Annotated in this window: 21 protein-coding genes and 1 pseudogene; 8 read left to right on the top strand and 14 right to left on the bottom strand. The window is 69.6% G+C overall.

Annotation, left to right across the window (positions count from 1 at the left end; all coding sequences use genetic code 11):
* The 4 genes and pseudogenes from ABID77_RS07835 to ABID77_RS07820 all read right to left on the bottom strand — a co-directional run.
* Nucleotides 1-225, bottom strand: a pseudogene (locus ABID77_RS07835) (hypothetical protein); the annotation flags it as partial.
* Nucleotides 226-286: 61 nt separating this feature from the next.
* Complete coding sequence (locus tag ABID77_RS07830; protein WP_429593197.1) at nucleotides 287-1,276, bottom strand: TRAP transporter substrate-binding protein; 990 nt, start codon at nucleotides 1,274-1,276, stop codon at nucleotides 287-289.
* A 48-nt stretch (nucleotides 1,277-1,324) separates the two neighbouring features.
* Nucleotides 1,325-2,242 (bottom strand): SMP-30/gluconolactonase/LRE family protein, encoded by a 918-nt coding sequence (locus ABID77_RS07825; RefSeq protein ID WP_429593194.1) that lies wholly within the window; start codon nucleotides 2,240-2,242, stop codon nucleotides 1,325-1,327.
* Nucleotides 2,243-2,256: 14 nt separating this feature from the next.
* Entirely contained in the window at nucleotides 2,257-3,114 is an 858-nt protein-coding gene (locus ABID77_RS07820) for an NAD-dependent epimerase/dehydratase family protein (protein WP_429593191.1), read from the bottom strand.
* A 92-nt stretch (nucleotides 3,115-3,206) separates the two neighbouring features.
* Here ABID77_RS07820 and ABID77_RS07815 point away from each other — a divergent pair, with 92 nt between their 5' ends.
* The 3 genes from ABID77_RS07815 (at nucleotide 3,207) to ABID77_RS07805 (ending at nucleotide 5,666) form a co-directional block, all read left to right on the top strand.
* A complete protein-coding gene (locus tag ABID77_RS07815) occupies nucleotides 3,207-4,028 on the top strand; it encodes a FadR/GntR family transcriptional regulator (protein ID WP_429593188.1) in 822 nt (273 codons plus the stop codon).
* A gap of 116 nt (nucleotides 4,029-4,144) precedes the next feature.
* Complete coding sequence (locus ABID77_RS07810) at nucleotides 4,145-5,125, top strand: Bug family tripartite tricarboxylate transporter substrate binding protein (protein ID WP_429593186.1); 981 nt, start codon at nucleotides 4,145-4,147, stop codon at nucleotides 5,123-5,125.
* 49 nt (nucleotides 5,126-5,174) lie between these two features.
* Entirely contained in the window at nucleotides 5,175-5,666 is a 492-nt protein-coding gene (locus ABID77_RS07805; protein WP_429593183.1) for a nuclear transport factor 2 family protein, read from the top strand.
* On the opposite strand, the gene ABID77_RS07800 is transcribed toward ABID77_RS07805, so the two are convergent.
* The gene (locus tag ABID77_RS07800) at nucleotides 5,642-7,219 is read right to left on the bottom strand and encodes a glycine betaine ABC transporter substrate-binding protein (RefSeq protein WP_429593180.1); all 1,578 of its coding nucleotides are present in this window, start codon (nucleotides 7,217-7,219) and stop codon (nucleotides 5,642-5,644) included. The genes ABID77_RS07805 and ABID77_RS07800 overlap by 25 nt on opposite strands.
* Nucleotides 7,220-7,452: 233 nt before the next feature.
* Here ABID77_RS07800 and ABID77_RS07795 point away from each other — a divergent pair, with 233 nt between their 5' ends.
* On the top strand, nucleotides 7,453-8,661 hold the full coding sequence (locus ABID77_RS07795) for an ROK family protein (protein WP_429593177.1): 1,209 nt from the start codon (nucleotides 7,453-7,455) through the stop codon (nucleotides 8,659-8,661).
* Nucleotides 8,662-8,695: 34 nt separating this feature from the next.
* Here the strand turns inward: ABID77_RS07795 and ABID77_RS07790 are convergent, their stop codons facing one another.
* Both ABID77_RS07790 and ABID77_RS07785 read right to left on the bottom strand, forming a co-directional pair.
* Nucleotides 8,696-10,087, bottom strand: a complete 1,392-nt coding sequence (locus ABID77_RS07790) for a phospholipase D-like domain-containing protein (protein WP_429593174.1) — start codon at nucleotides 10,085-10,087, stop codon at nucleotides 8,696-8,698.
* Nucleotides 10,088-10,148: 61 nt separating this feature from the next.
* On the bottom strand, nucleotides 10,149-10,631 hold the full coding sequence (locus ABID77_RS07785) for an Lrp/AsnC family transcriptional regulator (RefSeq protein WP_429593171.1): 483 nt from the start codon (nucleotides 10,629-10,631) through the stop codon (nucleotides 10,149-10,151).
* 130 nt (nucleotides 10,632-10,761) lie between these two features.
* Here ABID77_RS07785 and hppD point away from each other — a divergent pair, with 130 nt between their 5' ends.
* Nucleotides 10,762-11,850: a 4-hydroxyphenylpyruvate dioxygenase gene (hppD, locus tag ABID77_RS07780; RefSeq protein ID WP_429593368.1), complete on the top strand. Its 1,089-nt coding sequence runs from the start codon at nucleotides 10,762-10,764 to the stop codon at nucleotides 11,848-11,850.
* 23 nt (nucleotides 11,851-11,873) lie between these two features.
* Nucleotides 11,874-12,797 carry a phenylalanine 4-monooxygenase gene (phhA, locus tag ABID77_RS07775; RefSeq protein ID WP_429593168.1) on the top strand — a complete coding sequence of 308 codons (924 nt, stop codon included), beginning with the start codon at nucleotides 11,874-11,876 and terminating at the stop codon, nucleotides 12,795-12,797.
* A 110-nt stretch (nucleotides 12,798-12,907) separates the two neighbouring features.
* On the opposite strand, the gene ABID77_RS07770 is transcribed toward phhA, so the two are convergent.
* From ABID77_RS07770 to dnaG, 3 genes are all read right to left on the bottom strand, one after another.
* On the bottom strand, nucleotides 12,908-14,125 hold the full coding sequence (locus ABID77_RS07770) for a multidrug effflux MFS transporter (protein WP_429593165.1): 1,218 nt from the start codon (nucleotides 14,123-14,125) through the stop codon (nucleotides 12,908-12,910).
* Nucleotides 14,126-14,309: 184 nt separating this feature from the next.
* Nucleotides 14,310-16,691, bottom strand: coding sequence for an RNA polymerase sigma factor RpoD (gene rpoD, locus ABID77_RS07765; protein ID WP_429593162.1), 2,382 nt, complete (start codon nucleotides 16,689-16,691; stop codon nucleotides 14,310-14,312).
* A 325-nt stretch (nucleotides 16,692-17,016) separates the two neighbouring features.
* Nucleotides 17,017-18,993 carry a DNA primase gene (gene dnaG, locus ABID77_RS07760; protein WP_429593159.1) on the bottom strand — a complete coding sequence of 659 codons (1,977 nt, stop codon included), beginning with the start codon at nucleotides 18,991-18,993 and terminating at the stop codon, nucleotides 17,017-17,019.
* Nucleotides 18,994-19,097: 104 nt separating this feature from the next.
* Here dnaG and ABID77_RS07755 point away from each other — a divergent pair, with 104 nt between their 5' ends.
* Entirely contained in the window at nucleotides 19,098-20,000 is a 903-nt protein-coding gene (locus ABID77_RS07755; RefSeq protein WP_429593156.1) for a YihY/virulence factor BrkB family protein, read from the top strand.
* 36 nt (nucleotides 20,001-20,036) lie between these two features.
* Here the strand turns inward: ABID77_RS07755 and ABID77_RS07750 are convergent, their stop codons facing one another.
* Nucleotides 20,037-20,795 (bottom strand): 3-hydroxyacyl-CoA dehydrogenase, encoded by a 759-nt coding sequence (locus tag ABID77_RS07750; RefSeq protein ID WP_429593154.1) that lies wholly within the window; start codon nucleotides 20,793-20,795, stop codon nucleotides 20,037-20,039.
* Nucleotides 20,796-20,968: 173 nt separating this feature from the next.
* The gene (locus tag ABID77_RS07745; RefSeq protein ID WP_429593151.1) at nucleotides 20,969-21,526 is read right to left on the bottom strand and encodes a phasin family protein; all 558 of its coding nucleotides are present in this window, start codon (nucleotides 21,524-21,526) and stop codon (nucleotides 20,969-20,971) included.
* A gap of 199 nt (nucleotides 21,527-21,725) precedes the next feature.
* Between ABID77_RS07745 and ABID77_RS07740 the strand changes: the two genes are divergently transcribed.
* Complete coding sequence (locus ABID77_RS07740; RefSeq protein WP_429593148.1) at nucleotides 21,726-22,169, top strand: acyl-CoA thioesterase; 444 nt, start codon at nucleotides 21,726-21,728, stop codon at nucleotides 22,167-22,169.
* 50 nt (nucleotides 22,170-22,219) lie between these two features.
* Here ABID77_RS07740 and ABID77_RS07735 read toward each other — a convergent pair whose 3' ends face one another.
* Together ABID77_RS07735 and ABID77_RS07730 are read right to left on the bottom strand one after the other, a co-directional pair.
* Complete coding sequence (locus tag ABID77_RS07735; protein ID WP_429593146.1) at nucleotides 22,220-22,621, bottom strand: hypothetical protein; 402 nt, start codon at nucleotides 22,619-22,621, stop codon at nucleotides 22,220-22,222.
* A gap of 86 nt (nucleotides 22,622-22,707) precedes the next feature.
* Nucleotides 22,708-22,941, bottom strand: a complete 234-nt coding sequence (locus ABID77_RS07730; protein ID WP_429593143.1) for a CsbD family protein — start codon at nucleotides 22,939-22,941, stop codon at nucleotides 22,708-22,710.
* Nucleotides 22,942-23,172: the final 231 nt, after the last annotated feature.

The raw sequence follows: 23,172 nt of genomic DNA, 5'->3' as shown, positions 1-23,172 counted from the left end.
GTAGCGGCCGAACACCTGCCAGCTCACCGCGCAGATCACCGCGACGAGTCCGACGATGCCCAGCCACATGCAAAGCCGCGCGAGCGTGCGGCACAGGGTGGTGTACATGATGGTTGATCCTTGGGGAGGTATGACTCCCTCCCCTTGCGGGGGAGGGCGGGGGTGGGGGCCGGGGGCCGGTCCACCGCCAAAGCGGCGAGCTTCGCTGGCGCCGTCGGCCCCCATCCCCACCTTCCCCCGGTGGGGGAAGGAGCAAGACAGGACGACGCGGCGGCGCGCGGCCGGCTTACTTGGTTTCTTGGACGCGCTTGACCAGGTCCTTGAGCTTGTCGTCGGTGATGAACTTGTCGTACACCGGCTTCATCGCCGCCTGGAACGGCGCCTTGTCGATCTCGATGATCTCCGCGCCCCCGGCCTTCACGGTGGCCAGCGACTTCACCTCGCGCGCCTCCCACTGCTTGCGCATGTAGGGCACCGACTCCTTGGCCGCCTGGCGGATCCAGCCCTGCTCCTCGGCCGAGAGCTTGTCCCAGGCGCGCTTGGAGAACAAGAGCATCTCCGGGGCCATCGAGTGCTCGGTCTTGGTGTAGTACTTGGCCACCTCGAAGGCGCGCGCGCTCTCGTAGGTCGGGTAGTTGTTCTCCGCCGCGTCGATCAGCCCGGTCTTCAGGCCCGTGTAGACCTCCCCCATGGGCATGGGCGTGGCGTTCGCGCCCATGGCCTCGAGCATCGTCACCCACAGGTCCGACTGCTGCACCCGCACCTTCAGGCCCTTCATGTCGGCGAAGGTGCGCACGGGCTTCTTGGCCGTGAACATCGAGCGCGCGCCGCTGTCGTAGTAGGCCAGCCCGACGAAGCCCTGCTTCTCGCAGCTCTTGAGGATCTCCTCGCCGATCGGGCCGTCGAGCACCTTGTGCAGGTGGTCCACCGAGCGGAAGAGGAACGGCATCGTGGGCACCTGGGTCTCCGCGCAGATGTTGTTCATCGGCGCGATGTTCACACGCACCATCTGCAGCGCTCCGATCTTGGTCTGCTCGATGGTGTCCTTCTCCTGGCCGAGCGAGGAGTTGTTGAACACCTTGATCGTGTGCTTGCCCCCGGACAGCGCCTTGAGCCGCTCGCCCATGAACTTCACCGCCGTCACCGTCGGGTAGTCGTCCGGGTGGATGTCCGCCGAGCGGAACTCCGTGGCCTGCGCGCTCAGGCTGGCGAATGCGGTGAGAGCGGCGCAGGCACAGGCGGCCAGCGCGGTCAGGGTGCGTCGATGCGATTTCATTTGTCTTCCTCTGCGGGTGGTGGTTTGGTTGGATTTGTCCGGGAATCTTCAAAAGACGCAGGCCGGCTCGGGCAGGCCGGCGACGCCGGGGCGCAGCGCGAACACGCCGCCGGCGAGCGGCTGGTCCGACAGGTCGCCGCCCGGGCGGATGGAGGTGACGAACAGCGTGTCGAGCCGCTCGCCGCCGAAGGCGCACATCGCGGGCTTCTTCACCGGCACGGCGAGCGAGCGGTCGAGCCGGCCGTCGGGCGTGAAGCGATGCACCCGGCCGGCGTCGTTGCCGCAGATCCAGTAGCAGCCTTCGGCATCCACGGCCGCGCCGTCGGGTCGGCCCGGCAGCGACTTCATGTCGACGAACAGGCGCCGCCCGTGCGGCGTGCCGGTGTCGGTGTCGTAGTCGAAGGCCCAGATCGCCTGCACGTCGGGGTGCGAGTCGGACAGGTACATCGTGGCGCCGTCGGGACTGAAGGCGAGGCCGTTGGGCACGACGAGCGCGTCGAGCTCCAGCCGCAGCGCGGCCTCGGCGTTGACGTCGGCCTGGTAGCGGTAGACGCGGCCGACGTCGCGGCCGGCGGCCATGTCCATGAGCATCGTGCCGGCGCGGAAGCGGCCCTGGCGGTCGCAGCGGCCGTCGTTGAAGCGCATGCCCGGCGCGGCGTGCGCGGCGCTCGCCAGCAGCGTGCTGCCCAGCGTGCCGTCGTCGCGCGCGGCGATGGCGAACAGGCCGCTCTCCATGCCGGCGATCCACTGGCCCGGCCGGCCCGCGCGCGGAGCGATGCAGGCCAGCATCTCGTCGCCGGTCCAGGTGGCGTGGGCGCCGGTCGCGGGATCGAGCCGGTGCAGCCGCCGCGCCGGGATGTCGACCCAGTAGAGCGCCCGTTCGTCGGCCCGCCAGACCGGGCTCTCGCCGGTGGCGCAGCGCGCGTCGAGGACGAGCTCGGCGTCCGAGCCGGAACCGGTCGGCATGACGTGCGCCATGGTCAGAACGGACCCTGGGCCGTGAACGCGCCGCCCTGGTAGAGGGCGTTGGGGTCGTCCGCCGCCACCGGCGGCTGGGCCTCGACCTTGGCGCGGAAGGGCTCCGAGCTGTCCCGGGCGACGAAGCCCAGGTGCGCCGCCTTCGCGTTGTCCCACCAGACGTCGCGGTTGGCCGACATGCCGTAGACCACCGTGTGTCCCACGTCCGGCGTGAACAGGGCGCGCTCGATCAGTGCGGTCAGGTCGTCGTAGCTCAGCCAGGTGCTCATCATCCGGCGGTTGAGCGGCTCCGGGAACGAGGAGCCGATGCGGATGCTGACGGTCTCGATGCCGTAGCGGTCGAAGTAGAACTGGGCCATGTCCTCGCCGAAGGACTTCGACAGGCCGTAGTAGCCGTCGGGCCGGCGCCGGGCATCGGCGTCGATGGTCTGGTCCTGCCGGTAGAAACCGATGGCGTGGTTGGAACTGGCGAACACCACGCGCTTGACGCCGTGGCGGCGCGCCGCCTCGTAGACGTTGAACACGCCACGGATGTTGGCCTCGATGATCTCCTCGAACGGCCGCTCCACCGAGATGCCGCCGAGGTGGACGATGGCGTCGCAGCCCGCGACCAGCGCGTCGACGGCCTGCTTGTCGGCGAGGTCGCAGGTCACGATCTCCTCGTGTGCATGCGCTCCCGGGGCCAGCGCCGCGATGTCCGACAGGCGCAGCGTCTGCGCGAAGGGCAGCAGCCGCTCGCGCAGCACCTTGCCGAGGCCGCCGGCGGCGCCGGTCAGCAGCAGGCGCGCGAAACGGTCGTGGCGCGGTGCGGGGGAGGCCTGGGAAGGTCCGGAAGGAGCGGGGGCGCCGGCATCGGTCATCTGCGTCGTCTCTTGTAAGTTATCGGTTGTCATACAACCTGTGCGCCGATTATCATGAGCCGATGGCGAGCGTGTCAACAGAACTTCCCAGCATGTCCGAGGCCTCCGCCGCGGACCCGGCGCCGGCCGTCCCGGCGGGTCCGCCGCCACCGCGCCCGCGGCCCCGTGGCCGCGGTCTGGCGCACAGCCTGGTCGACGATTTCAGCGTCCGCATCCGCGACGCCGTGCTGCGCCCGGGCGACAAGCTGCCCACCGAGTCGGAGATCATGCAGGCCTTCGGCGTCAGCCGGACGGTGGTGCGCGAGGCGCTGTCGAAGCTGCAGGCCGGCGGCCTGGTCGAGACGCGCCACGGCATCGGCACCTTCGTGCTGCACCCGCGCGCGGGCAGCGTGTTCCGGCTCGACGCCGGCGACATCGCGACCTCGGTCGACGTGCTGGCGGTGCTGGAACTGCGCATCAGCCTGGAGACCGAGGCCGCCGGCCTGGCCGCCGTGCGGCGCAGTCCCGAGCAGCTCCAGGCCCTGCGCGCGGCGCTCGACGAGTTCGAGCGCAACGTGACGCTCGGGCACGACACGGTCGAGGCCGACTTCCGCTTCCACCTGCAGATCGCGCAGGCGACCGGCAACCCGTACTTCGCCGACATCCTGTCGCACCTCGGCCGCACCATCATCCCGCGCACGCGCATCAAGGCGATCCGCGACCACGTGCGCGGCGGCGCCTACCTCAGCCGCGTCAACCGCGAGCACGAGGAGATCCACGCCGCCATCGCGCGCCGCGACGCCGAGTCGGCCCGCGCCGCCATGCGCATCCACCTGACCAACAGCCGGGAGCGCCTGCGGCTGTCCCAGCAGGCGGCGCGGACCGCCGACGCGGCCGATCCGGACGCCGCCGTCGCGCCCGACTGGAGCGACTGAGCCGTCGCGCCGCTCAGGGAAAGCCCTGTTGCGGAGCGAATTTCCTTCAGTCATACGATGACTGACCACTGCCGATGGGTGCTTCGCGCACCCCAGAACCTTCCAGGAGACCGACCATGACGCCTTCCCGCCGCCACTTCGGCGCCAGCTGCCTCGCCGCCGCGTGCCTCGCCGCGCCGTTCGCCACGTTGGCCCAACCCGCGCCCTGGCCCTCGAAGCCGCTGCGCATCGTCGTGCCCTACCCGCCGGGCGGCTCGTCCGACATCATCGCGCGCGCCATCTCGCAGCCATTGGCCGAGGCGCTCAAGACGACGGTGCTGGTGGAGAACAAGCCCGGCGCCAACGGCAACCTCGGCGCCGACTACGTCGCCAAGTCCGCGCCGGACGGCTACACGATCCTGCTGTGCGACGTCGGCGCGCTGGCGATCAGCCCGTCGGTCTACACCAAGCTGGCCTTCGACCCGTCGAAGGACCTGCGCGGCGTGACCATGCTGGCGTACTCGCCGCACCTGCTGGTGGTGCATCCGTCGGTCAAGGCGAACAACCTCAAGGAACTGGTCGCGCTGTCCAAGACCGCCGACCTGAACTTCGCCGTCACGGCCTCGGGCAGCGCGCCGCACCTCGCGGGCGTGGCGCTCGAGCGCGCCAGCGGCGCCAAGTGGACCTACGTGCCCTACAAGGGCGGCGTGCAGGCGATCCAGGACACCGTCTCCGGCCAGACCCAGGTGCTCATGAACGGCATGCTCGCCACGCTGCCGCAGGTGCAGGCCGGCCGGCTGAAGGTGCTGGGCGTCTCCAAACCGACCCGCATGCCGCTCATCGGCGACGTGCCCACGCTGGCCGAGCAGGGCGCCACCGGCTTCGAGTCCGGCACCTGGCAGGGCGTGGTGATGGCGCGCGGCACGCCCGACGCCATCGTCAACCGCCTTAACAAGGAGCTCGTCGCCGTCATCCGCTCGGCCGACATCCGCTCGCGCCTGGCCGGGCAGGGCGCCGAGGTCGTGACCATGACGCCGCAGGAGGAGGAGCAGTTCTTCAACAAGGAGCGCGCGCGCTGGGCGGCGGTCGTGAAGCAGGCCGACATCCGGCTCGACTGATCCGGGCCGCGGCACCGAAAGAAATCCGACAACGACAGGAGACGAAGACATGACCCGCAAGACCACCCTCATCGCCGCCGCCGCGCTGGCGATCGCCGCCGTGAGCGGCTGCGCCAACATGCCGCGCCCGCCGATGGCGGGACCGGCCATGGCCAGCGCCGACATGCCGGCCGCCACGATGGCCGTGACGGCGGCCGCCGAGCGCCTGCGCGTGGCGATGATCGACCCCACGCCCGCCGCGCTCGGCGCGCTGGTGGCCGACGACCTGAGCTACGGTCACTCCGGCGGCAAGGTCGACACCAAGGCCAGCTTCATCGCCGACCTGATGGACGGCAAGTCCGATTTCGTCACGCTGGTCGTCACCGACCAGACCGTGAAGGTGACGGGCGACACGGCCGTCGTGCGCCACACCCTGACGGCCGACACCAACGACGCCGGCAAGCCCGGCAAGGTGGCGATCAAGGTGCTCGGCGTCTGGCAGCGGCAGGCCGACGGCGCCTGGCGCCTGCTGGCGCGTCAGGCGGTGCGCCCGCCGGTCTGACGCCGGCGCCGGGCGGCGAGCCACGCGCCGCCCTCGAACAGCAGCTCGCTCGCGATCGCCAGCGCCGCGGCCGGCAGCGCGCCGGCCATCAGCAGCTGGCGGTCGTTGAGCGCCAGTCCCGTGACGATGCGCTCGCCGAAGCCGCCCGCGCCGATGAAGGCGGCGATGGTCGCCGTGCCGATGGCGATCGCCGTCGCCGTGCGCACGCCCGCCACCAGCGTCGGCAGGGCGATCGGCAGCAGCACGAAGCGCAGGTTCTGCCCACGCGTCAGGCCCAGGGCGGTGCCGGCCTGCCGCACGCCCGCGGGCACCTCGCCCAGGCCGGTGACGGTGTTGCGCATGATGGGCAGCAGCGCGTAGAGCGTGAGCGCGATCAGCGCCGGCCATGTGCCGATGGCGCCCAGCGCCGAGATCAGCACCGCCAGCAATGCGAGCGAGGGCACCGTCTGCAGCAGGCTGGCGACGCCCAGTGCCAGCGCCCGCCAGCGCGCGTGCGCGGACACCGCCACCGCCACCGGCACCCCGATCAGGATCGCCAGCCCGACGGCGACGGCCACCAGCAGCAGGTGCTCGCGCGCGAGCCGACCGAGGTCGGCGCCGAACAGCTTGGCCGCGAAGCCGCGTGGTGCTTCCGACACCGCGCCGCCGGCGAGGAAGTCGCGCGCGATGGTGTCGAAGGCCACGCCCTGCAGCTCGGCGCGCGCGTTCATGGCGATCATGGCGCGCTCGTCGATGCGGCCCTCGAGCGTGCGCAATGCGGCCCAGGCGGCCGGCTGGCGCGCGGGCAGGTCCAGCCGGTGCAGCAGCACGGCGTCGTAGCGCGGGAAGTAGGCCCGGTCGTCCCGCAGCACGCGCAGGCCCAGGTGGTCGATGCGCGCGTCGGTGGTGTAGATGTCGATGACGTCGATCTGCCCGGCGGCGATGGCGTCGTAGGCCAAGCCGTGGTCGATGCCGGTGGGCCGCTGGGCCAGGCCGTAGCGCGCGGCCAGGCCGCGCCAGCCGTCGGCGCGGCCGATGAACTCGTTGGACAGGCCCAGGCGCAGCGCCGGGTGCGCCGCGAGGTCGGACAGCGTGCGCACGCCCAGGCGGTCGGCATCGGCCGCGCGCATCGCCAGGGCGTAGCCGTCGTTGAAGCCCAGCGGCACCGCGACGGCCAGGCCCAGCGGCGCGAGCGCGGCGTTGAGCGCCTCGGGCGCGAGGGCCGACGCGTCCGTCGCGCCGCCCTTGAGGATCTCCAGCGCGATGGTGCCGGTGTACTCGGCGTAGACGTCGATGGCGCCCGAGCGCAGCGCCTCCTGGACGATGGCCGTGTTGCCCAGGCCCTGGCGCAGCACCGGCGGCACCGGCGCGCGCGCGGCGGCGGTCTGCGCCATCACCTCGGCCAGGATGTACGACTCGGTGAAACGCTTGGAGCCGATGCGCAGGGCGTCGGAGGCGGGGGCCGGGGTCTGCGCGAGGCACGACAGGCCGGACCCGATCAGCAGCCACGCCAGCACCCGGCGCGCGAACCGGCCCGCCGTCGATCGCCATGGGTCGCGAAAGGCGCCGGACACCGGGCGGGACGGGGAGGGCGACGGTGCGGACATCGCGGCAGTGTAGGGGCGGCACCGGGGGCGGCCGGCCGTTCACGTCGGCTTCCTACAGGCGGTCGTGCGCGAGGCCGATGCGCCGCGACGGGGCGGCGCCGCGACACTCGAAAGGCCGCCGCGCGGCGCCCGCGCGACGGCCACGGCCGGTCCGCACGATCGCCTGTTTCGAACCATCCACGACGAAAGACATCCCCGCCATGGCCTCCCACGATCCCGACCACGCCACCCTCGTCGACGTCCACGGCGCGCGTGAACTCCCCCTGGTGACGGTCGAGGGCTACAGCCTGCAGCTGCGCGACAAGGACGGCTTCATCGGCGACGGCGCCAGCCAGACGGCGTTCCGCGAACTGCTGCAGCAGGCACGCAAGGCGCGGCCGGAGGGAACCCCCGATCCGTTCGGCCGCAAGCACTCGCGCAACTTCACGAAGAAGGAGCTCGACGCCATCCTGGCCGACGACGAGCCCCCGGCGGCGGCGGCGATGCTGCACGGCGTGATCGAGACCTTCGCCGTCGAACTCGCGCACGTGACGCGGCAGTTCCTGCGCGAGCCGTCGTGGAAGGGCGTCGAGCGCGTGGTGATCGGCGGCGGCTTCCCGGAGAGCGACGTCGGCGAGCGGGCGATCCTGCAGGCCTCGGTGATCCTGCGGTCGCAGCGCATCCACGTGCCGCTCGGGCGCCTGTCGCACGAGGTCGACGACGGCGGGCTGATCGGCTGGGTGCACCTGGTGCCGCCGACGATGCTGCGCCATCACGACGCCATCCTGGCCGTCGACATCGGCGGCACCAACCTGCGCTGCGGCATCGTCAAGTTGCGCAGGAAGCGCGCCGAGGACCTCTCGAAGGCCAAGGTGCTGGAGCGCCAGAAGTGGCGCCACGCCGACGACAAGCCCACGCGCAGCGCGCTGGTCGAGCGGCTGGCGTCGATGCTGCAGGAACTCATCGACCACTGCGACGAGGAAGGCCTGAGCCTGGCGCCCTTCATCGGCATCGCCTGCCCGGGCCAGGTCCGCAAGGACGGCTCCATCGCGCGCGGCACGCAGAACCTGCCGGGCGACTGGGAGAGCGACACCTTCCACCTGCCCAGCGAGCTGCAGAAGAAGCTGCCGACCGTCGGCGGCATCCCGACCATGGTGCGCCTGCACAACGACGCCGTGGTGCAGGGCCTGAGCGAGCTGCCGCTGATGCGCGACGTCAAGCGCTGGGCCATCCTGACCATCGGCACCGGCCTGGGCAACGTGAGCTACGCCAACAAGCCCGAACCGCCCGAGGACCCGGAGGAGGAGGCGAGGAAGGCGCGCAAGGCGAGGAGGAAGCAGCGGGAGGCGAAGGAGAAGGCCGCCAGGAAGAAGGAGAAGGCGGAGAAGGAAAAGGCGGAGAAGAAGGCCGCGAAGGCGGGCAGGTCGTAGCGCGGCGGCGCCGACCGCCGACCCCGCCCCCGGGTCAGAGCTGGAAGGCGATCGTCAGCAGCAGCCCCTCGGCCAGATCGCGCACCACGCCCGGCCGGCGCGCGCGGTAGGGCTCGCCGGCCGAGGCGGTGGTCTCGATCCATTGCGCCAGCCAGTCGATGTCGCCGGCGCCGTAGAACACGACGGCGGCCTCGTGGTTGAGCAGCAGGCTGCGCAGGTCGAGGTTGATCGAGCCGCACAGCGCCAGCGTGTCGTCGACCACCACCGCCTTGGCGTGCGCCATGAAGGGCAGCAGGCGGAAGATCACCCCCGCCGCGGCCAAGTCGCGCATGGCGCGGGCGCGCACGAAATCCGCCAGCCGGTGGTTGGAGCGCCGCGGGATCGCCACGGTCACCTGCACCCCGCGCCGGGCCGCCAGGCGCAGGGCGTTGCGCAGGCCGTCGTCGGGCACGAAGTAGGGCGTGATGGCGAGCACCCGGTGCTCGGCGCGGAAGCAGGCGTCGATGAGCAGCGCGTTGGCGGTGTCCTCGGTCTGGTCGGGGCCGCTGGGCAGGAACTGCGCGAGCGGCAGCGGCGATCCGGCGCCGTCCTCGGGCGCGGCCGGCGGCACCGGGATCTCGCGCGGCGCGTCCTGCCGCACCGAGCGCCAGTCGTGGTCGAACTGCTGGGCCGCCGCGTGCGCGACGCCGCCGTCGAGGTCGAAGGACAGGTCGCGCCAGGGCTGCGGATGGGCGTCGTTGCCGGTGAAGTACTCGCCGGCCAGGTTGCGGCCGCCCGCCCAGAGCCGGGCGTCGTCGGCGATCAGCATCTTGCGGTGGTTGCGCAGGTTGCGCGGGCCGCTGCGCCGCAGGCTCAGCAGCGGGCGGAAGACGGCCACCTCGGCGCCGGCCGCGCGCAGGGCGTCGAGCCGCTGGCGCGGCAGCGTGAGCGCGCCGAAGCCGTCGAGCAGCAGCCGCACGCACACGCCCTCGCGCGCGCGCCGGGCCAGCCGCTCGACCGCCTCGGCGCCCAGCGCGTCGTCGCCGATGATGAAGGTGCATACGTCGATGCGCGCGCGCGCGCCGTCGATCACGCGCCAGAGCGCCTCGCGCGCGGCGGCGCCGTCGGCGTGGAAGCGCGTGCGGCAGGGCGAGGGCGCGGGCAGCCCGAAGCTCTCGATCAGCTCGGCCGCCCAGTGCGCGACCACGTGGGTGCGCGGCGGCCGCGGCAGGCCGACGGGCCGCAGCTTGCGCTGGCCGAACAGCAGGTAGCCGGGCAACGCGACGTAGGGCATCAGCACCAGTCCCATGACCCAGGCGATGGCCGTCGTCGGCGGGCGCTGTTCGCGGCGCGCCCGCGTCGTCACGACGTACACCAGCAGCGCGATCGAGACGACGAGGAAGTGCTGCGAGGGCGAGGGCAGCCAGGCGAGGAACAAGGGGGTCATCGGCCGCGAGGTTAACGCGCGCGCCGCAGGTCCTGCGCCCGGGCCGCCCGCCACGACCGCCTCAGATCGGCAGCGCGGTCGTCGTCTTGACGCGGTCGAGCACGAAGCTGGTCTTGCAGTCCTGCACGCTGGGGTGTCGGAGCAGCGTGTCCATCACGAAGCGGGAGTAGTGCGCCATGTCGGCCACGACCACGCGCAGCAGGTAGTCCATGTCGCCGGTGAGCGAGGCGCACTCGACCACCTCCGGCCAGGCCTGGACGGAGGCGCGGAAGGCGTCCATCGGGTTGCGCTTGTGGCTCTCGGTGTGCTTTTCCAGGCGCACGTTGATGTAGGCCATCAGCGGCAGGCCGACCCGCTCGGGCCGCAGCAGGGCGACGTAGCCCTGGATCACGTCGGCCTCCTCCAGTCGCTTGACGCGCCGCAGCGTGGCCGAGGCCGACAGGCTGACCTGCGCGGCCAGCTCGTCGTAGGTGGCGCGGCCGTGAACCTGCAGCGCGCGAAGCACGCGCAGATCGATGGCATCGAGTTCGACCGGAGCGTTCATGCCGTCGATTTTGCAGGAATCCTGCGTTCCTCGATCGTCGGTACCGCAAGTTGCAGGAATCGTGTGCCGAGAGCGCCTAGCATCCGAAGACATCCCCCACCCGATGAGCACACCACTTCTGGAGACGACGATGGCCGATCTGTTCGACAACCCCATGGGCCTGCAAGGCTTCGAATTCGTCGAGTTCGCCTCGCCGACGCCCGGCCTGCTGGAACCGGTCTTCGAGACCCTCGGCTTCACGCTCGTGGCCAGGCACCGTTCCAAGGACGTGGTGCTCTACCGCCAGGGCGACATCAACTTCATCATCAACCGCGAGCCCAAGAGCCCGGCGGCCTACTTCGCGGCCGAGCACGGCCCGTCGGCCTGCGGCCTGGCGTTCCGCGTCAAGGACGCCCACAAGGCCTACAACCGCGCCCTCGAACTCGGCGCCCAGCCGGTGGAGATCGCCACCGGCCCGATGGAACTGCGCCTGCCGGCCATCAAGGGCATCGGCGGCGCGCCGCTCTACCTGATCGACCGCTTCGAGGACGGCAAGTCGATCTACGACATCGACTTCGAGTTCGTCGAGGGCGTCGACCGCCATCCGCCCGGCCACGGCCTGAAGCTCATCGACCATCTGACGCACAACGTCTACCGCGGCCGCATGGCCTTCTGGGCCGACTTCTACGAGCGGCTGTTCAACTTCCGCGAGATCCGCTACTTCGACATCTCGGGCGAGTACACCGGCCTGACCTCCAAGGCCATGACGGCGCCGGACGGCCAGATCCGCATCCCGCTCAACGAAGAGGCCAAGAAGGGCGGCGGCCAGATCGAGGAGTTCCTCATGCAGTTCAACGGCGAGGGCATCCAGCACATCGCCCTGATCTGCGACGACCTCAAGGACACGGTCGACCGACTGGCCCTGGCCGGCGTGCAGACGGCCACCGCGCCCAACGACTACTACTACGAGATGCTCGACAGCCGGCTGCCGGGCCACGGCCAGAACGTGCCCGAGCTGCAGTCCCGGGGCATCCTGATGGACGGCACCACCGAGGGCGGCGAACCGCGCCTGCTGCTGCAGATCTTCTCCACACCGGCGCTGGGTCCGGTGTTCTTCGAGTTCATCGAGCGTCGCGGCGACTACCGCGAAGGCTTCGGCGAGGGCAACTTCAAGGCGCTGTTCGAATCGCTCGAACGCGACCAGATCCGCCGCGGCGTCCTCGAAGCCGACCCCGTCTGACCTCGCGTCGAAAGGAGTTCGTCATGGACACACCGGTGATCGATCGAGGCGAGGCGCCGGTGAAGCACGGCCTCGCGGCGGGTGACGCGGCCGCGCCGGAGCGGCCCGACTGGACCATTGACCAGGGCTGGGAGCGCTACACGCCGGCCGACCACGCGGTCTGGCAGACGCTGTTCGAGCGCCAGTCGACGCTGCTGCCGGGGCGCGCCTGCGAAGAGTTCGTCGCCGGCATGGCCCAGCTGCCGATGCGCGCCGACCGCATCCCGGATTTCGTCGAGCTCAGCGAAGTCCTCATGCGGCGCACCGGCTGGCAGGTGGTGGCCGTGCCGGGGCTGGTGCCCGACGAGGTGTTCTTCGAGCACCTGGCCAACCGGCGCTTCCCGGCCGGCAACTTCATCCGCGGCGCGCACCAGCTCGACTACCTGGAGGAGCCCGACGTCTTCCACGACGTCTTCGGCCACGTGCCGATGCTCATGGACCCGTCGATCGCCGACTACATCCAGGCCTACGGCGTCGGCGGCCTGCGGGCCAAGGAACTCGGCGTGCTCGACAAGTTGGCGCGCGCCTACTGGTACACGGTCGAGTTCGGCCTCGTGCGGCAGTCCGGCGGCCTGCGCATCTATGGCGCCGGCATCGCTTCCTCGTACACCGAGAGCGTCTTCGCCCTCGACGACCCCTCGCCCAACCGCATCGCCTTCGACCTCGAACGCGTCATGCGCACCAACTACCGCATCGACGACTTCCAGGAGAGCTACTTCGTCGTCGACAGCCTCGCCCAGCTGCTCGAACTCGCCCGCATCGACTTCGCGCCGCTGTACGAGCGCATCGCTCGCCAGAGTGACCACCAGCCCGGCGACGTGCTCCCCGAGGACCGCGTCGTCACCCGCGGCACCGGCCGCTACCACGCGGCCAAGCGCCACCCGATCAAGGCGCAAGCGCAGGCGTAGCAGGCATCAGCCCGGGGACACCGCGGAACCGGCTTCGCCGGGCCGCCGGTGTCGCCCCCGGAAGGGGGTTGGCGAAGCGACACGCAGTGCGCGAAGCCTGGGGGTGAGCTTCACCTCCCGATGTCCGGCCACCGCCGGTGCAGCCAGGACCAGGCCGCGAGACCGATGCCCAGCATCAGCGCCGACGTCAGCGCCAGCGCGATCGCCGAATGCATCACCAGCGGCGCGATGGCGCCGGCCACCAGGCCGTTGGCGGTCGAGCCGATCACGGCCTGCAGCGACGACGCCATGCCGCGCCGTTCCGGGTGCAGGTCGAGCACCAGCAGCGTGACGGCCGGCACCATCAGCGCCCAGCCGAAGGCGAAGATCGCCACCGGCGGCAGCGACCAGACCGGGTGCGCCGGAAAGACGAGGTGGATCGCGATGTTGACGAGCGACACGATCGCCATGATCAGGAAGCCGTGCCGGATCTGGCGCTTGGGCGGCACCCGGCCGGCCATGCGGCCGCTGATCCAGGCGCCGGCCATGATGCCGCCGATGGTCAGCAGGAAGAACCAGAAGAAGCGCGTGGGTGGCAGGCCCAGCAGATCGCCCAGGAACGCCGGCGCCGACAGCACGTAGAGGAACATGCCGTTGAAGGGCACGCCGCTCGCCAGCGCCAGCAGCAGGAAGCGGGGGTCCGAGCACAGCTCGCGATACCCGCGCAGCAGCGGGCGCGGGGCGAAGGGCTGGCGCTGGTCGACGTGCAGGGTCTCCGGCAGCAGCTTCCAGTTGGCCGCGAACAGCACCACGCCGACGGCCACCAGGAACCAGAACACCGCGTGCCAGCCCGCGTGCACGAACAGGAAGCCGCCGACGATCGGCGCGATCGCCGGCGCGACGCCGAAGTAGATCGTGACCTGGCTCATCACCTTCTGCGCCTCGGCCGGCGGGAACATGTCGCGGATCACCGCGCGAGAGACCACGATGCCGGCACCGGTCGACAGCCCCTGCATGGCCCGGAAGAACACCAGCTGGCCGATGGTCTGCGACAGCGCGCAGCCCAGCGACGCCAGCGTGAACACCGCCAGCCCCGCCAGCACCACCGGCCGGCGCCCGAAGCTGTCCGACAGGGCGCCGTGGAACAGGTTCATGAACGCGAAGCCGAACAGGTAGGCCGAGAGCGTCTGCTGCATCTCCACCGGCGTCGCCCCGATCGACGCCGCGATGCCCGAGAACGCCGGGATGTAGGTGTCGATCGAGAACGGCCCCAGCATGCCCAGCACCGCCAGCAGCACCGCCAACGCCCAGCGCGGCGCCTTCCAGAGGGTCTGGGCATCCGGATTCATGGGTCGTCTTCCTGTCTGTCTTTGGGTTGAATGGGGACTCAGCGTCGCCCAAAAGCAGCAAAGCGCCCGTAGGCGCTTTGCTGCATGTTCGTGGACACCGCGGAACCGGCTCCGCCGGGCCGCAGGTGTCGCCCCCTCGAAGGGGGGAGGCGCTGCTACGCGAAGCGAGCAAGCCTGGGGGTGGTCAAAGCGTATCGATGAAGGACCGCAGCTTGTCCGAACGGCTCGGGTGCTTGAGCTTGCGCAGCGCCTTGGCCTCGATCTGGCGGATGCGCTCGCGCGTCACGTCGAACTGCTTGCCCACTTCCTCCAGCGTGTGGTCGGTCGACATCTCGATGCCGAAGCGCATGCGCAACACCTTGGCCTCGCGCGGCGTGAGCGAGTCCAGGATGTCCTTGACCACGTCGCGCAGGCCGGCCTGCATCGCCGCCTCGATGGGCGCCGTGTTGCTGCTGTCCTCGATGAAGTCGCCCAGGTGCGAATCGTCGTCGTCGCCGATCGGCGTCTCCATGGAGATCGGCTCCTTGGCGATCTTCATGATCTTGCGGATCTTGTCTTCCGGGATCTCCATCTTCGCCGCCAGGATGCCGGCATCGGGCTCGAAGCCGAACTCCTGCAGATGCTGGCGCGAGATGCGGTTCATCTTGTTGATCGTCTCGATCATGTGGACCGGGATGCGGATGGTGCGTGCCTGGTCGGCGATCGAGCGGGTGATGGCCTGGCGGATCCACCACGTGGCGTAGGTCGAGAACTTGTAGCCGCGGCGGTATTCGAACTTGTCCACCGCCTTCATCAGGCCGATGTTGCCTTCCTGGATCAGGTCCAGGAACTGCAGGCCGCGGTTGGTGTACTTCTTGGCGATGGAGATCACCAGGCGCAGGTTGGCCTCGATCATCTCCTTCTTGGCATCGCGCGACGAGCGCTCGCCGTCGTTCATGCGCTTGTTGATGTCCTTGAGCTGGGTCAGCGGCACCACCACGCTCGACTGGATGTCGGCGAGCTTCTGCTGCAGTTCCTGCACCGGCGGGATGTTGCGCGCGAGCACCGTGCTCCACGGCTTGCCCGAGGCGGCCTGCTTCTCGACCCACTTCAGGTTGAGCAGGTTCGACGCGACGCGGTTGCCGTTCTTGTCGAAGCCGCTGAAGTCGCGGATGAAGTCCTCCTGCGGGAAGCCGCACTTGTCCACGATGATGCGGCGCAGCTCGCGCTCCTTCTTGCGCACGTCGTCGACCTGCGTGCGCACCAGGTCGCACAGCTTCTCGATGGTCTTGGCCGTGAAGCGGATGGTCATCAGCTCCTCGGACATGGCTTCCTGGGCCTTGAGGTACGCCGGCGTGCCGTAGCCTTCCTTCTCGTAGATCTGGTGGATCTTCTCGAACATGGAGGCGATGCGGTCGAAGCGCTCCAGCGCGTCGCGCTTGAGTTCCTCGAGCTTCTTGGTCAGCGCCTTGGAGCCGCCCTTGCCGTCGTCGTCGTCCTCCTCGTCGAACTCGTCGAAGTCCTCCTCGGCCACGTAGTCGTCGGCCTCGTTGGGGTTGGAGAAGCCGTCGACGATGGTCGAGATGACGACCTTGCCGTCACGGATGGTGCCGGCCATCTCCAGGATGGCGGCGATGGTCGCGGGCGAGGCGGAGATCGCCTCCATCATGGCCATCAGGCCGCCCTCGATGCGCTTGGCGATCTCGATCTCGCCCTCGCGCGTGAGCAGCTCGACCGTGCCCATCTCGCGCATGTACATGCGCACCGGGTCGGTCGTGCGTCCGAACTCGCTGTCGACGGTGGACAGGGCGGCCTCGGCCTCCTCTTCCGCTTCCTCGACGGTGGTCGCGGTGGGAGCGGTGTTGTTGAGCAGCAGCGTCTCGGCGTCGGGCGTCTGTTCGTAGACCGCCACGCCCAGGTCGTTGAGCATGGTGACCACGACTTCCATGGTCTCGGCGTCGACCAGCTTGTCGGGCAGGTGGTCGGAGATCTCGCCCTGGGTCAGGTAGCCGCGGGTCTTGCCCAGCGTGATCAGGGTCTTCAGGCGCGAGCGGCGCTTGGCCATGTCCTCTTCGGACAGCACGGTCTCGTCGAGACCGAATTCCTTCATCAGCGCGCGTTCCTTCGCCTTGCTGATCTTCATGCGCAGCGGCTTGACCTTCTCCTCGGTCGAGCCGGGCGTGCCGGTGGCGGCCGGCTCGTCGCCGACGAACTCGTCCTCGATGTCGGACAGGTCGACGTCGCTCGACGGCTCGGAGGCCGCCTTGGGCTTGCGGCCGCGCTTGGCGCCGGCGGCGGGCGCGGCGGCACCGGCGGCGGCGGTCGTGGCGGCCTTGGGCGGACGGCCGACCTTCTTGGCCGGCACGGCGGCGGTGGCGGTGTCGGAGGCGACGGTGGCGGCCTTGGCGGCGGCTTTCGGGAGATCGGCGGACGGGTTTTTGGTGGGCACGGTTTTCACTTGGGTTGTCGCATTCGCCTTCGTTGCGGAGGCACCCTTCACAGGTGCTGCCGCTGCGGCTGCTTTCAACGGTGGGGCCGCGGCGGTGGGCGGGACGACGGACGCGGCAGGCTTCTTTGGACTGGTCATAAAACCTCGTGCGAAAAGAATGGACGAGCGGAATCAGGCGTCACGCTCCCGACGCGGGAACGGACACGGAGAGCGAGGAAACACGAGCGAACGCGGGACGACGCGTTCCTCGGGCCATCGACGGCCAACGGCAAGATGTCGGGCGAACATTTGGGATGCAGTCCTTGCGGTGTATGAGCCCGTTTCCCTGTGGGAAGTGCATTGCGCATGGGGCCGGGTCCGGAGGTGCTGCTGTCGCTCTTGCCTGGTTTCGCGATCAGCGAAGCCACACATTATAGCGAGCTGCCCAATTTCAAGGCACCCGGAAGGTGCCGGCTACGCATCGTTACATCCCGCCGGTGGCGGGTTTCAGGCGCTGGCGCAGCTCGAGGCGGCGCTTCTCCAGCGCCCGGTAGCGCTCCAGGGCCGACGGGTCGGTCTCGGCCGCGGCGATGGCCTCGCTCTGGCGCGCCTTGAGCGCGTCGTCGAGCATGAAGTCCAGCACGTTGCGCAGCTCCCGCACCGCATCGGCGGCCGAGTCGGCCTCCGGGTCGCGGCCCGGATCGCTGTCGGGATGGCTCATGAGGCGCTCGGCCAGGCCTTCGAAGGACTGGCCGCGCAGGCCCTCGCGCAGGGCGGCCCAGGCCTGCACGCCGTGCTCGTGCAGCTGGCTGTCGAGCCAGCGGAACAGCAGGCCGTGCTCGCCGGGCAGCGCGCACAGCAGGTCGTGCAGCTCGTGCGGCAGGGCTTCCCACTCGGCCATGTTCGACAGCAGGCGGCGCGCCGCGACGTCGGGCCGGCTCGGCGGCAGGGTGCGGGTGCGCGACGGCGCTCGGGGCGGCGGCGCGCCCCGACCGCCGGACCGGCGCGGCGCGGCGCGGCGCTCGCCCGGCTCGTCCCAGCCGACGGGCTCGCGGTCGTCGCGGTCGTCGCGGAAGTCGTGGCCGTCGAACGCGTCCGGGCCGGGACCGTCGTCGCGTCGCGGGGCCGACCGGGACGACGCCGAACCCCGGCGCGACGCGGCGGCGGCGCCCCACAGTTCGGTCAGCTCCGCCGTGCCGAGCTGCACCGTCTCGGCGATCTCGCCGAGCAGCTGGCGCTTGAGCGCGCCGTCGGGCAGTGCGCTCCACAGGGGGCGGGCATGGCTCGTCATGCGGGCGCGGCCCTCGGCGCTGCCGAGGTCGCAGCCCTCGCGCGCCGCCTCCAGCATGAAGCGGCTCAGCGGCGTGGCCTCGGCGACGACGCCGGCGAAGGCCTCGGCGCCGAACTCGCGGATGTAGCTGTCGGGATCGTGCTCGGCCGGCAGGAACAGGAACTTGATGCTGCGCACGTCGCTGGCATAGGGCAGGGCGCCGTCGAGCGCCTTGCGCGCCGCGCGCCGGCCGGCGGCATCGCCGTCGAAGCTGAAGACCACCGAGTCGGTGAAGCGGAACAGTTTCTGCACGTGCTCGGGCGTGCAGGCGGTGCCCAGCGTGGCCACCGCGTTCGGGAAGCCCAGCTGCGCCAGCGCCACGACGTCCATGTAGCCCTCGGTGACGAGGGCGTAGCCGAGCTGGCGGAAGGCGGTGCGCGCCTCGTACAGGCCGTAGAGCTCGCGGCCCTTGCTGAAGACCGGCGTCTCGGGCGAGTTCAGGTACTTGGGTTTCTCGTCGCCCAGCACGCGGCCGCCGAAGCCGATGGTCTCGCCCTTGACGTTGCGGATAGGGAACATCACGCGGTCGCGGAAGCGGTCGTAGCGCTTGCCGTCCTCCTCCTCGCCGACGATCACCAGGCCGCTCTCGGCCAGCAGCGGGTCGTCGTAGCTGGGGAACACGCTCGCCAGGCTGCGCCAGCCCGCGGGCGCGTAGCCGATGCCGAACTGCTTGGCGACCTCGCCGGAGACGCCGCGGCCCTTGAGGTAGTCGATGGCGCCGGGGGACTGGCGCAGGTGCTTGCGGTAGGCGTCGCCGGCCTTCTCCAGCACGTCGGTCAGCGTGGCCTGTTTCTCGCGCTGGCCGGCGGCGCGGGCGCGCTCCTCGGGCGAGGCGTCGTCCTCGGGCACCTGCAGGCCGTACTGGCCGGCCAGGTCGTGCACCGCCTCGACGAAGCCCATGCCCGCGTGCTCCATCAGGAAGCCGATGGCGTTGCCGTGCGCGCCGCAGCCGAAGCAGTGATAGAACTGCTTGGTCGGACTGACCGAGAACGAGGGCGACTTCTCGCCGTGGAACGGGCACAGGCCCATGAAGTTGGCGCCGGCCTTGCGCAGCTGCACGTAGCGCCCGACGATCTCCACCACGTCCGCGCGCGCGATGAGTTCCTGGATGAATGCTTGGGGGATGGACATGTAGGCGCGGAGCGGCAAATCATACGCAAGCCACCGTGCCGACACGACCGGGCGGCATACTGGCGCGGCCCGACATTGTCCTCAACCGCCCACCTGCGCACCGCATGATCCGCAGATTCCTCCGCCTCGACGATCCGCTGTTGCGCCATCCGCTGCGATTCCTGTGGGAAGCGCTCAAGGGCTTCCGCGCCAACCAAGGGCTGCTGCTGGCCGGCGCGGTCGCCTACTACGCGCTGCTGTCGATGGTGCCGCTGCTCATCGTCAGCGTGATCGCGCTGTCCCATTTCATCGAGCAGCGCGAGCTGCTGGTCACCATCGGGCGCTACCTCGAGTGGCTGCTGCCGGGCCAGTCGCGCGCCATCATCGCCGAGCTGTCGAACTTCCTCGCGCATCGCGACGTGCTCGGCCCGGTGCTGCTGGTGACGATGATCTTCTTCAGCTCGCTGGCCTTCACGGTGCTGGAGAGCGCGATGTCGGTGATCTTCAAACACCGCAAGGCCGACCGGTCGAGGCACTTCCTGATCTCGGCGGTGATGCCCTACCTCTACATCCTGAGCCTGTGCGTCGGCCTGCTGCTGGTGACGCTGGTGTCGGGCGCGCTGCAGATCATCGGCCAGGAGCGCGTGGAACTGCTGGGCTACAGCTGGTCGATGTCGGGCGTGTCGGGCCTGTTGCTCTACCTGCTGGGCCTGGGCGGCGAGATCTTCCTGCTGACCTCGCTCTACATGGTGATGCCGGTGGGGCGCCTGTCGCTGCGCCACGCACTGGTCGGCGGCATCACCGCCACGCTGCTGTGGGAGGTCACGCGCCGGGTGCTGGTGTGGTACTTCTCGACGCTCTCGCAGGTCAACGTGGTCTACGGCTCGCTCACGACCGCGATCGTCGTGCTGCTGAGCCTGGAGATCGCCGCCACGCTGGTGCTCTTCGGCGCCCAGGTCATCGCCCAGTACGAACGCATGGACCGCCAGCAGCTCGCCGCCGCCCGACGGGGCACGGCGCCAGTCTGAGCCCGGGCCTGGCGGTCCCGGGCGGTGCTCCGCGCCTCAGCGCGGCGCCAGGCGGATCGCGCCGTCGAGGCGGATCACCTCGCCGTTGAGCATCTCGTTCTCGATGATGTGGCGGGCCAGCTTGGCGTAGTCCTCGGGCGTGCCCAGGCGCGACGGGAAGGGCACGCCCGCGGCCAGCGCGTCCTGCACCTCCTGGGGCATGCCGAAGAGCATCGGCGTGCCGAAGATGCCCGGCGCGATCGTCATGTTGCGGATGCCGCTGCGCGCCAGGTCGCGCGCGATGGGCAGGGTCATGCCCACGATGCCGCCCTTGGAGGCGCTGTACGCCGCCTGGCCGATCTGGCCGTCGTAGGCCGCCACCGAGGCGGTGGAGATCAGCACGCCGCGCTCGCCGGTCGACTCGGGCTCGTTCTTCGCCATCGCGTCGGCGGCCAGGCGGATCATGTTGAAGCTGCCGATCAGGTTGATCGTCACGGTCCGGGCGAAGGAGGCGAGGGCGTGCGGCCCGTTCTTGCCGACGACCTTCTCGGCCGGCGCGACGCCGGCGCAGTTGACGAGACCGACCAGCTTGCCGCGCTGCTGCGCCGCCGCCACGGCGGCCTGGCCGTCGGCTTCCTGGGTCACGTCGCACTTCACGAAGACGCCGCCGATCTCGCGCGCCACGGCCTCGCCCTTGTCGGCCTGCATGTCGGCGATCACCACCGTCGCGCCGTTCGCGGCCAACATGCGCGCCGTGCCTTCGCCGAGGCCCGAGGCGCCGCCGGTGACGAGAAATACCTTGCCGTCGATCTGCATCTGTCTGTCTCCTGATAGGTGGTTCGAAGGGCGATTATCGAAGCGCATCCCATGAGGCCGCCGGAAAAGCCGGATCCAGAACGACGAAGGCCCCGACCGAAGTCGGGGCCCGTGGCGCGTCCCGAAGGACGTGCGGCTCGCGATCAGCGGCGGGACGGACCCGCCACCGTCGTTCAGCGCTTGCGCGAAGCGGTCTGCGTGGTCGTCTTGGCGGCGTTGACGGCCGTGTTCTGGACGGCCTGGAAGTTGGCTTCGGCGACGTCGGACGCCTGCTTGACGGCCTTCTGCACCGATTCGAACGCGTTGTTGGCGGCGGCCACGGCGCTCTTCATCACGGCGACGGCGGTCTCCGAACCGGCGGGAGCGTTCTTGGCGGCGCTGTCGACCAGGCCGGCGAAGTTCTGCTGGGCTTCGGCGGCCTTCGATTCGAAGGCCTTGCCGAACTCGGCGCCCGTGCCCTGGGCGATGTCGTACAGGTGACGGCTGTAGGCAGCGGTCTTCTCGGCCAGGGGCTGGAACAGGCTGGCTTGCAGCGTCAGCAGTTCCTGGGCGTCCTTGACGCTGAGCATGGCTTGCGTGGTGCTCGCAGCTTCGCTCAGGGCAGCCTTGGACGCGGTGACGTTCAGCTCGACGAGCTTCTCGACGCCTTCGAAGGCCTTGGTGGTCAGGCCGAACAGCGTTTCGAGGTTGGCTTTTTGTGCGGCGAGGATTTGGTCAGCGGTCAGTGCCATGGTGGAACTCCAGAAGTTGATTGAGTGGATCGGCTTGCGCTGCTTCTACATCGTTATGTTGCGCTGCAGCATGGACGGAAGTATAGGCCGATGCAGGACTGCGGCAAGCGTTTCGGCCTACATCCAATGCTTTTAGAAAGGGCTTACTAAAACGTGGCACTTCGAAGGGTTCCACAAGCGAATGGCAGAATTTCCCCACATGACCACCTCCCGCATCCCCGCCAGCCAGCGCACCGAATTCCGCTCGTTCAAGCGCATTCCGACGCGCTGGGCCGACAACGATCTGTATGGTCACGTCAACAACGTCGTCTATTACACGTGGTTCGACACGGCGATCAATTCCCTCCTGATCGAGGAGGGCGTGCTCGACATCCAGCATGGTTCGACGGTGGGATTCGTGGTCGAGACGCATTGCAACTACATCGCACCGGTGTCCTATCCCCAGATCGTGGACATCGGCATCCGCGTGGGCCGCATCGGTACGTCCAGCGTGCGCTACGAATTGGCGGTGTTCCCGGAGGACGACGACCGGGCCTGCGCCCAGGGCCATTTCGTGCATGTCTACGTCGATCGCGCCACTCAGCGGCCGGTCCCGATCGCGGGCGACCTGGCGACGTTGCTGCAGCGGCTCGTCTGGCCATGAAAAACGGCGCCCGAGGGCGCCGTTTCGCTGCGATGCCGGAATGACCGGTCTTACATCTTCATCTTCTTGACGTCGGCCTTTCCCTTGGCTTCGTCGGCCTTGGCCTGCTTCACGCAGGCGTCCTTGGCGGCACCCGACTGGTCGTCGCACTTCTCCTTGGCGACCTCGTAGGCCATGCTGACCTTCTCTTCGGCGACCTTGCGGGCGTGCGAGGCGCTCGGCTTGTACTGGTTCTCCAGATCGGCCTTGGCGACCTTCTCGGTGCCCGATGCCTCCTTCTGGCAGACGTCCTTGGCGTTGTCCTTCATCGTGTCGCACTGGGCCTTGGCGACCTTGTAATCGGCTTCGATCTTTTCCTTGGCGACCTTGTACTCGTCCTTGGTCAGTGCGTTGGCACCACCGGCGACGAAGAAGGAGGACACGATGGCGAGGGCGAGGAGTTGTTTCTTCATGATGATTTCCTTGGTGCTTCTGTAATTTTTCGTTTGTCGAATCGTCGAATTGCCCGGATCCACCGCGACGGCGGCGGACGCGGTCCTCAGATCTTTTCCATCCACAGGGCGGCCGGCGTGCGGCCGTCGCGGCTTTCCCAGTCGGCCACCTGCGTCTCGGCTTCGTCGCGGCTGATGCCATGGCGCTCCTGGATGCGGCCGAGCAGCTGGTCGCGCTTGCCGGCGATGACGTCGAAGTCGTCGTCGGTCAGCTTGCCCCATTGCTCCTTGACCTTGCCCTTCAACTGCTTCCAGTTCCCTTCGAGGGTGTCCTTGTTCATTGCGCTTCTCCTTATGCGTTCATGCCGAACAAAACGTCTTGCGGGGAACGACGGGGTCTTTGGAAACCACCGACGTCCTCTTCAATGGCGTAATGGGAATGTAGAAGCACCGATATTCGGAACGTGGTAGGACTTCCGTCGAGCCGACCGTAGGCACAAGCCGACGGGGGTCGTGATAATCGGGCGCACGCCGCGCGGAGGGCCGAGACCGCCTCTTTTTCGCGGCCTAAT

It is taken from the genome of Variovorax sp. PvP013 (assembly GCF_050435945.1).
In the GTDB taxonomy this organism is placed as follows: Bacteria; Pseudomonadota; Gammaproteobacteria; order Burkholderiales; family Burkholderiaceae_C; genus Variovorax.
The sequence above is the reverse complement of the archived record's forward strand: the minus strand, read 5'-3'. Positions and strand labels throughout refer to the sequence as shown.

Bases quoted from the DNA above. Each gene is read 5' to 3' on its own strand.
- ABID77_RS07830 (WP_429593197.1), bottom strand. From the start codon at position 1,276: ATGAAATCGCATCGACGCACCCTGACCGCGCTGGCCGCCTGTGCCTGC.
- ABID77_RS07825 (WP_429593194.1), bottom strand. From the start codon at position 2,242: ATGCCGACCGGTTCCGGCTCGGACGCCGAGCTCGTCCTCGACGCGCGC.
- ABID77_RS07820 (WP_429593191.1), bottom strand. From the start codon at position 3,114: ATGACCGATGCCGGCGCCCCCGCTCCTTCCGGACCTTCCCAGGCCTCC.
- ABID77_RS07815 (WP_429593188.1), top strand. From the start codon at position 3,207: ATGTCCGAGGCCTCCGCCGCGGACCCGGCGCCGGCCGTCCCGGCGGGT.
- ABID77_RS07810 (WP_429593186.1), top strand. From the start codon at position 4,145: ATGACGCCTTCCCGCCGCCACTTCGGCGCCAGCTGCCTCGCCGCCGCG.
- ABID77_RS07805 (WP_429593183.1), top strand. From the start codon at position 5,175: ATGACCCGCAAGACCACCCTCATCGCCGCCGCCGCGCTGGCGATCGCC.
- ABID77_RS07795 (WP_429593177.1), top strand. From the start codon at position 7,453: ATGGCCTCCCACGATCCCGACCACGCCACCCTCGTCGACGTCCACGGC.
- ABID77_RS07790 (WP_429593174.1), bottom strand. From the start codon at position 10,087: ATGACCCCCTTGTTCCTCGCCTGGCTGCCCTCGCCCTCGCAGCACTTC.
- ABID77_RS07785 (WP_429593171.1), bottom strand. From the start codon at position 10,631: ATGAACGCTCCGGTCGAACTCGATGCCATCGATCTGCGCGTGCTTCGC.
- hppD (WP_429593368.1), top strand. From the start codon at position 10,762: ATGGCCGATCTGTTCGACAACCCCATGGGCCTGCAAGGCTTCGAATTC.
- phhA (WP_429593168.1), top strand. From the start codon at position 11,874: ATGGACACACCGGTGATCGATCGAGGCGAGGCGCCGGTGAAGCACGGC.
- ABID77_RS07770 (WP_429593165.1), bottom strand. From the start codon at position 14,125: ATGAATCCGGATGCCCAGACCCTCTGGAAGGCGCCGCGCTGGGCGTTG.
- rpoD (WP_429593162.1), bottom strand. From the start codon at position 16,691: ATGACCAGTCCAAAGAAGCCTGCCGCGTCCGTCGTCCCGCCCACCGCC.
- dnaG (WP_429593159.1), bottom strand. From the start codon at position 18,993: ATGTCCATCCCCCAAGCATTCATCCAGGAACTCATCGCGCGCGCGGAC.
- ABID77_RS07755 (WP_429593156.1), top strand. From the start codon at position 19,098: ATGATCCGCAGATTCCTCCGCCTCGACGATCCGCTGTTGCGCCATCCG.
- ABID77_RS07750 (WP_429593154.1), bottom strand. From the start codon at position 20,795: ATGCAGATCGACGGCAAGGTATTTCTCGTCACCGGCGGCGCCTCGGGC.
- ABID77_RS07745 (WP_429593151.1), bottom strand. From the start codon at position 21,526: ATGGCACTGACCGCTGACCAAATCCTCGCCGCACAAAAAGCCAACCTC.
- ABID77_RS07740 (WP_429593148.1), top strand. From the start codon at position 21,726: ATGACCACCTCCCGCATCCCCGCCAGCCAGCGCACCGAATTCCGCTCG.
- ABID77_RS07735 (WP_429593146.1), bottom strand. From the start codon at position 22,621: ATGAAGAAACAACTCCTCGCCCTCGCCATCGTGTCCTCCTTCTTCGTC.
- ABID77_RS07730 (WP_429593143.1), bottom strand. From the start codon at position 22,941: ATGAACAAGGACACCCTCGAAGGGAACTGGAAGCAGTTGAAGGGCAAG.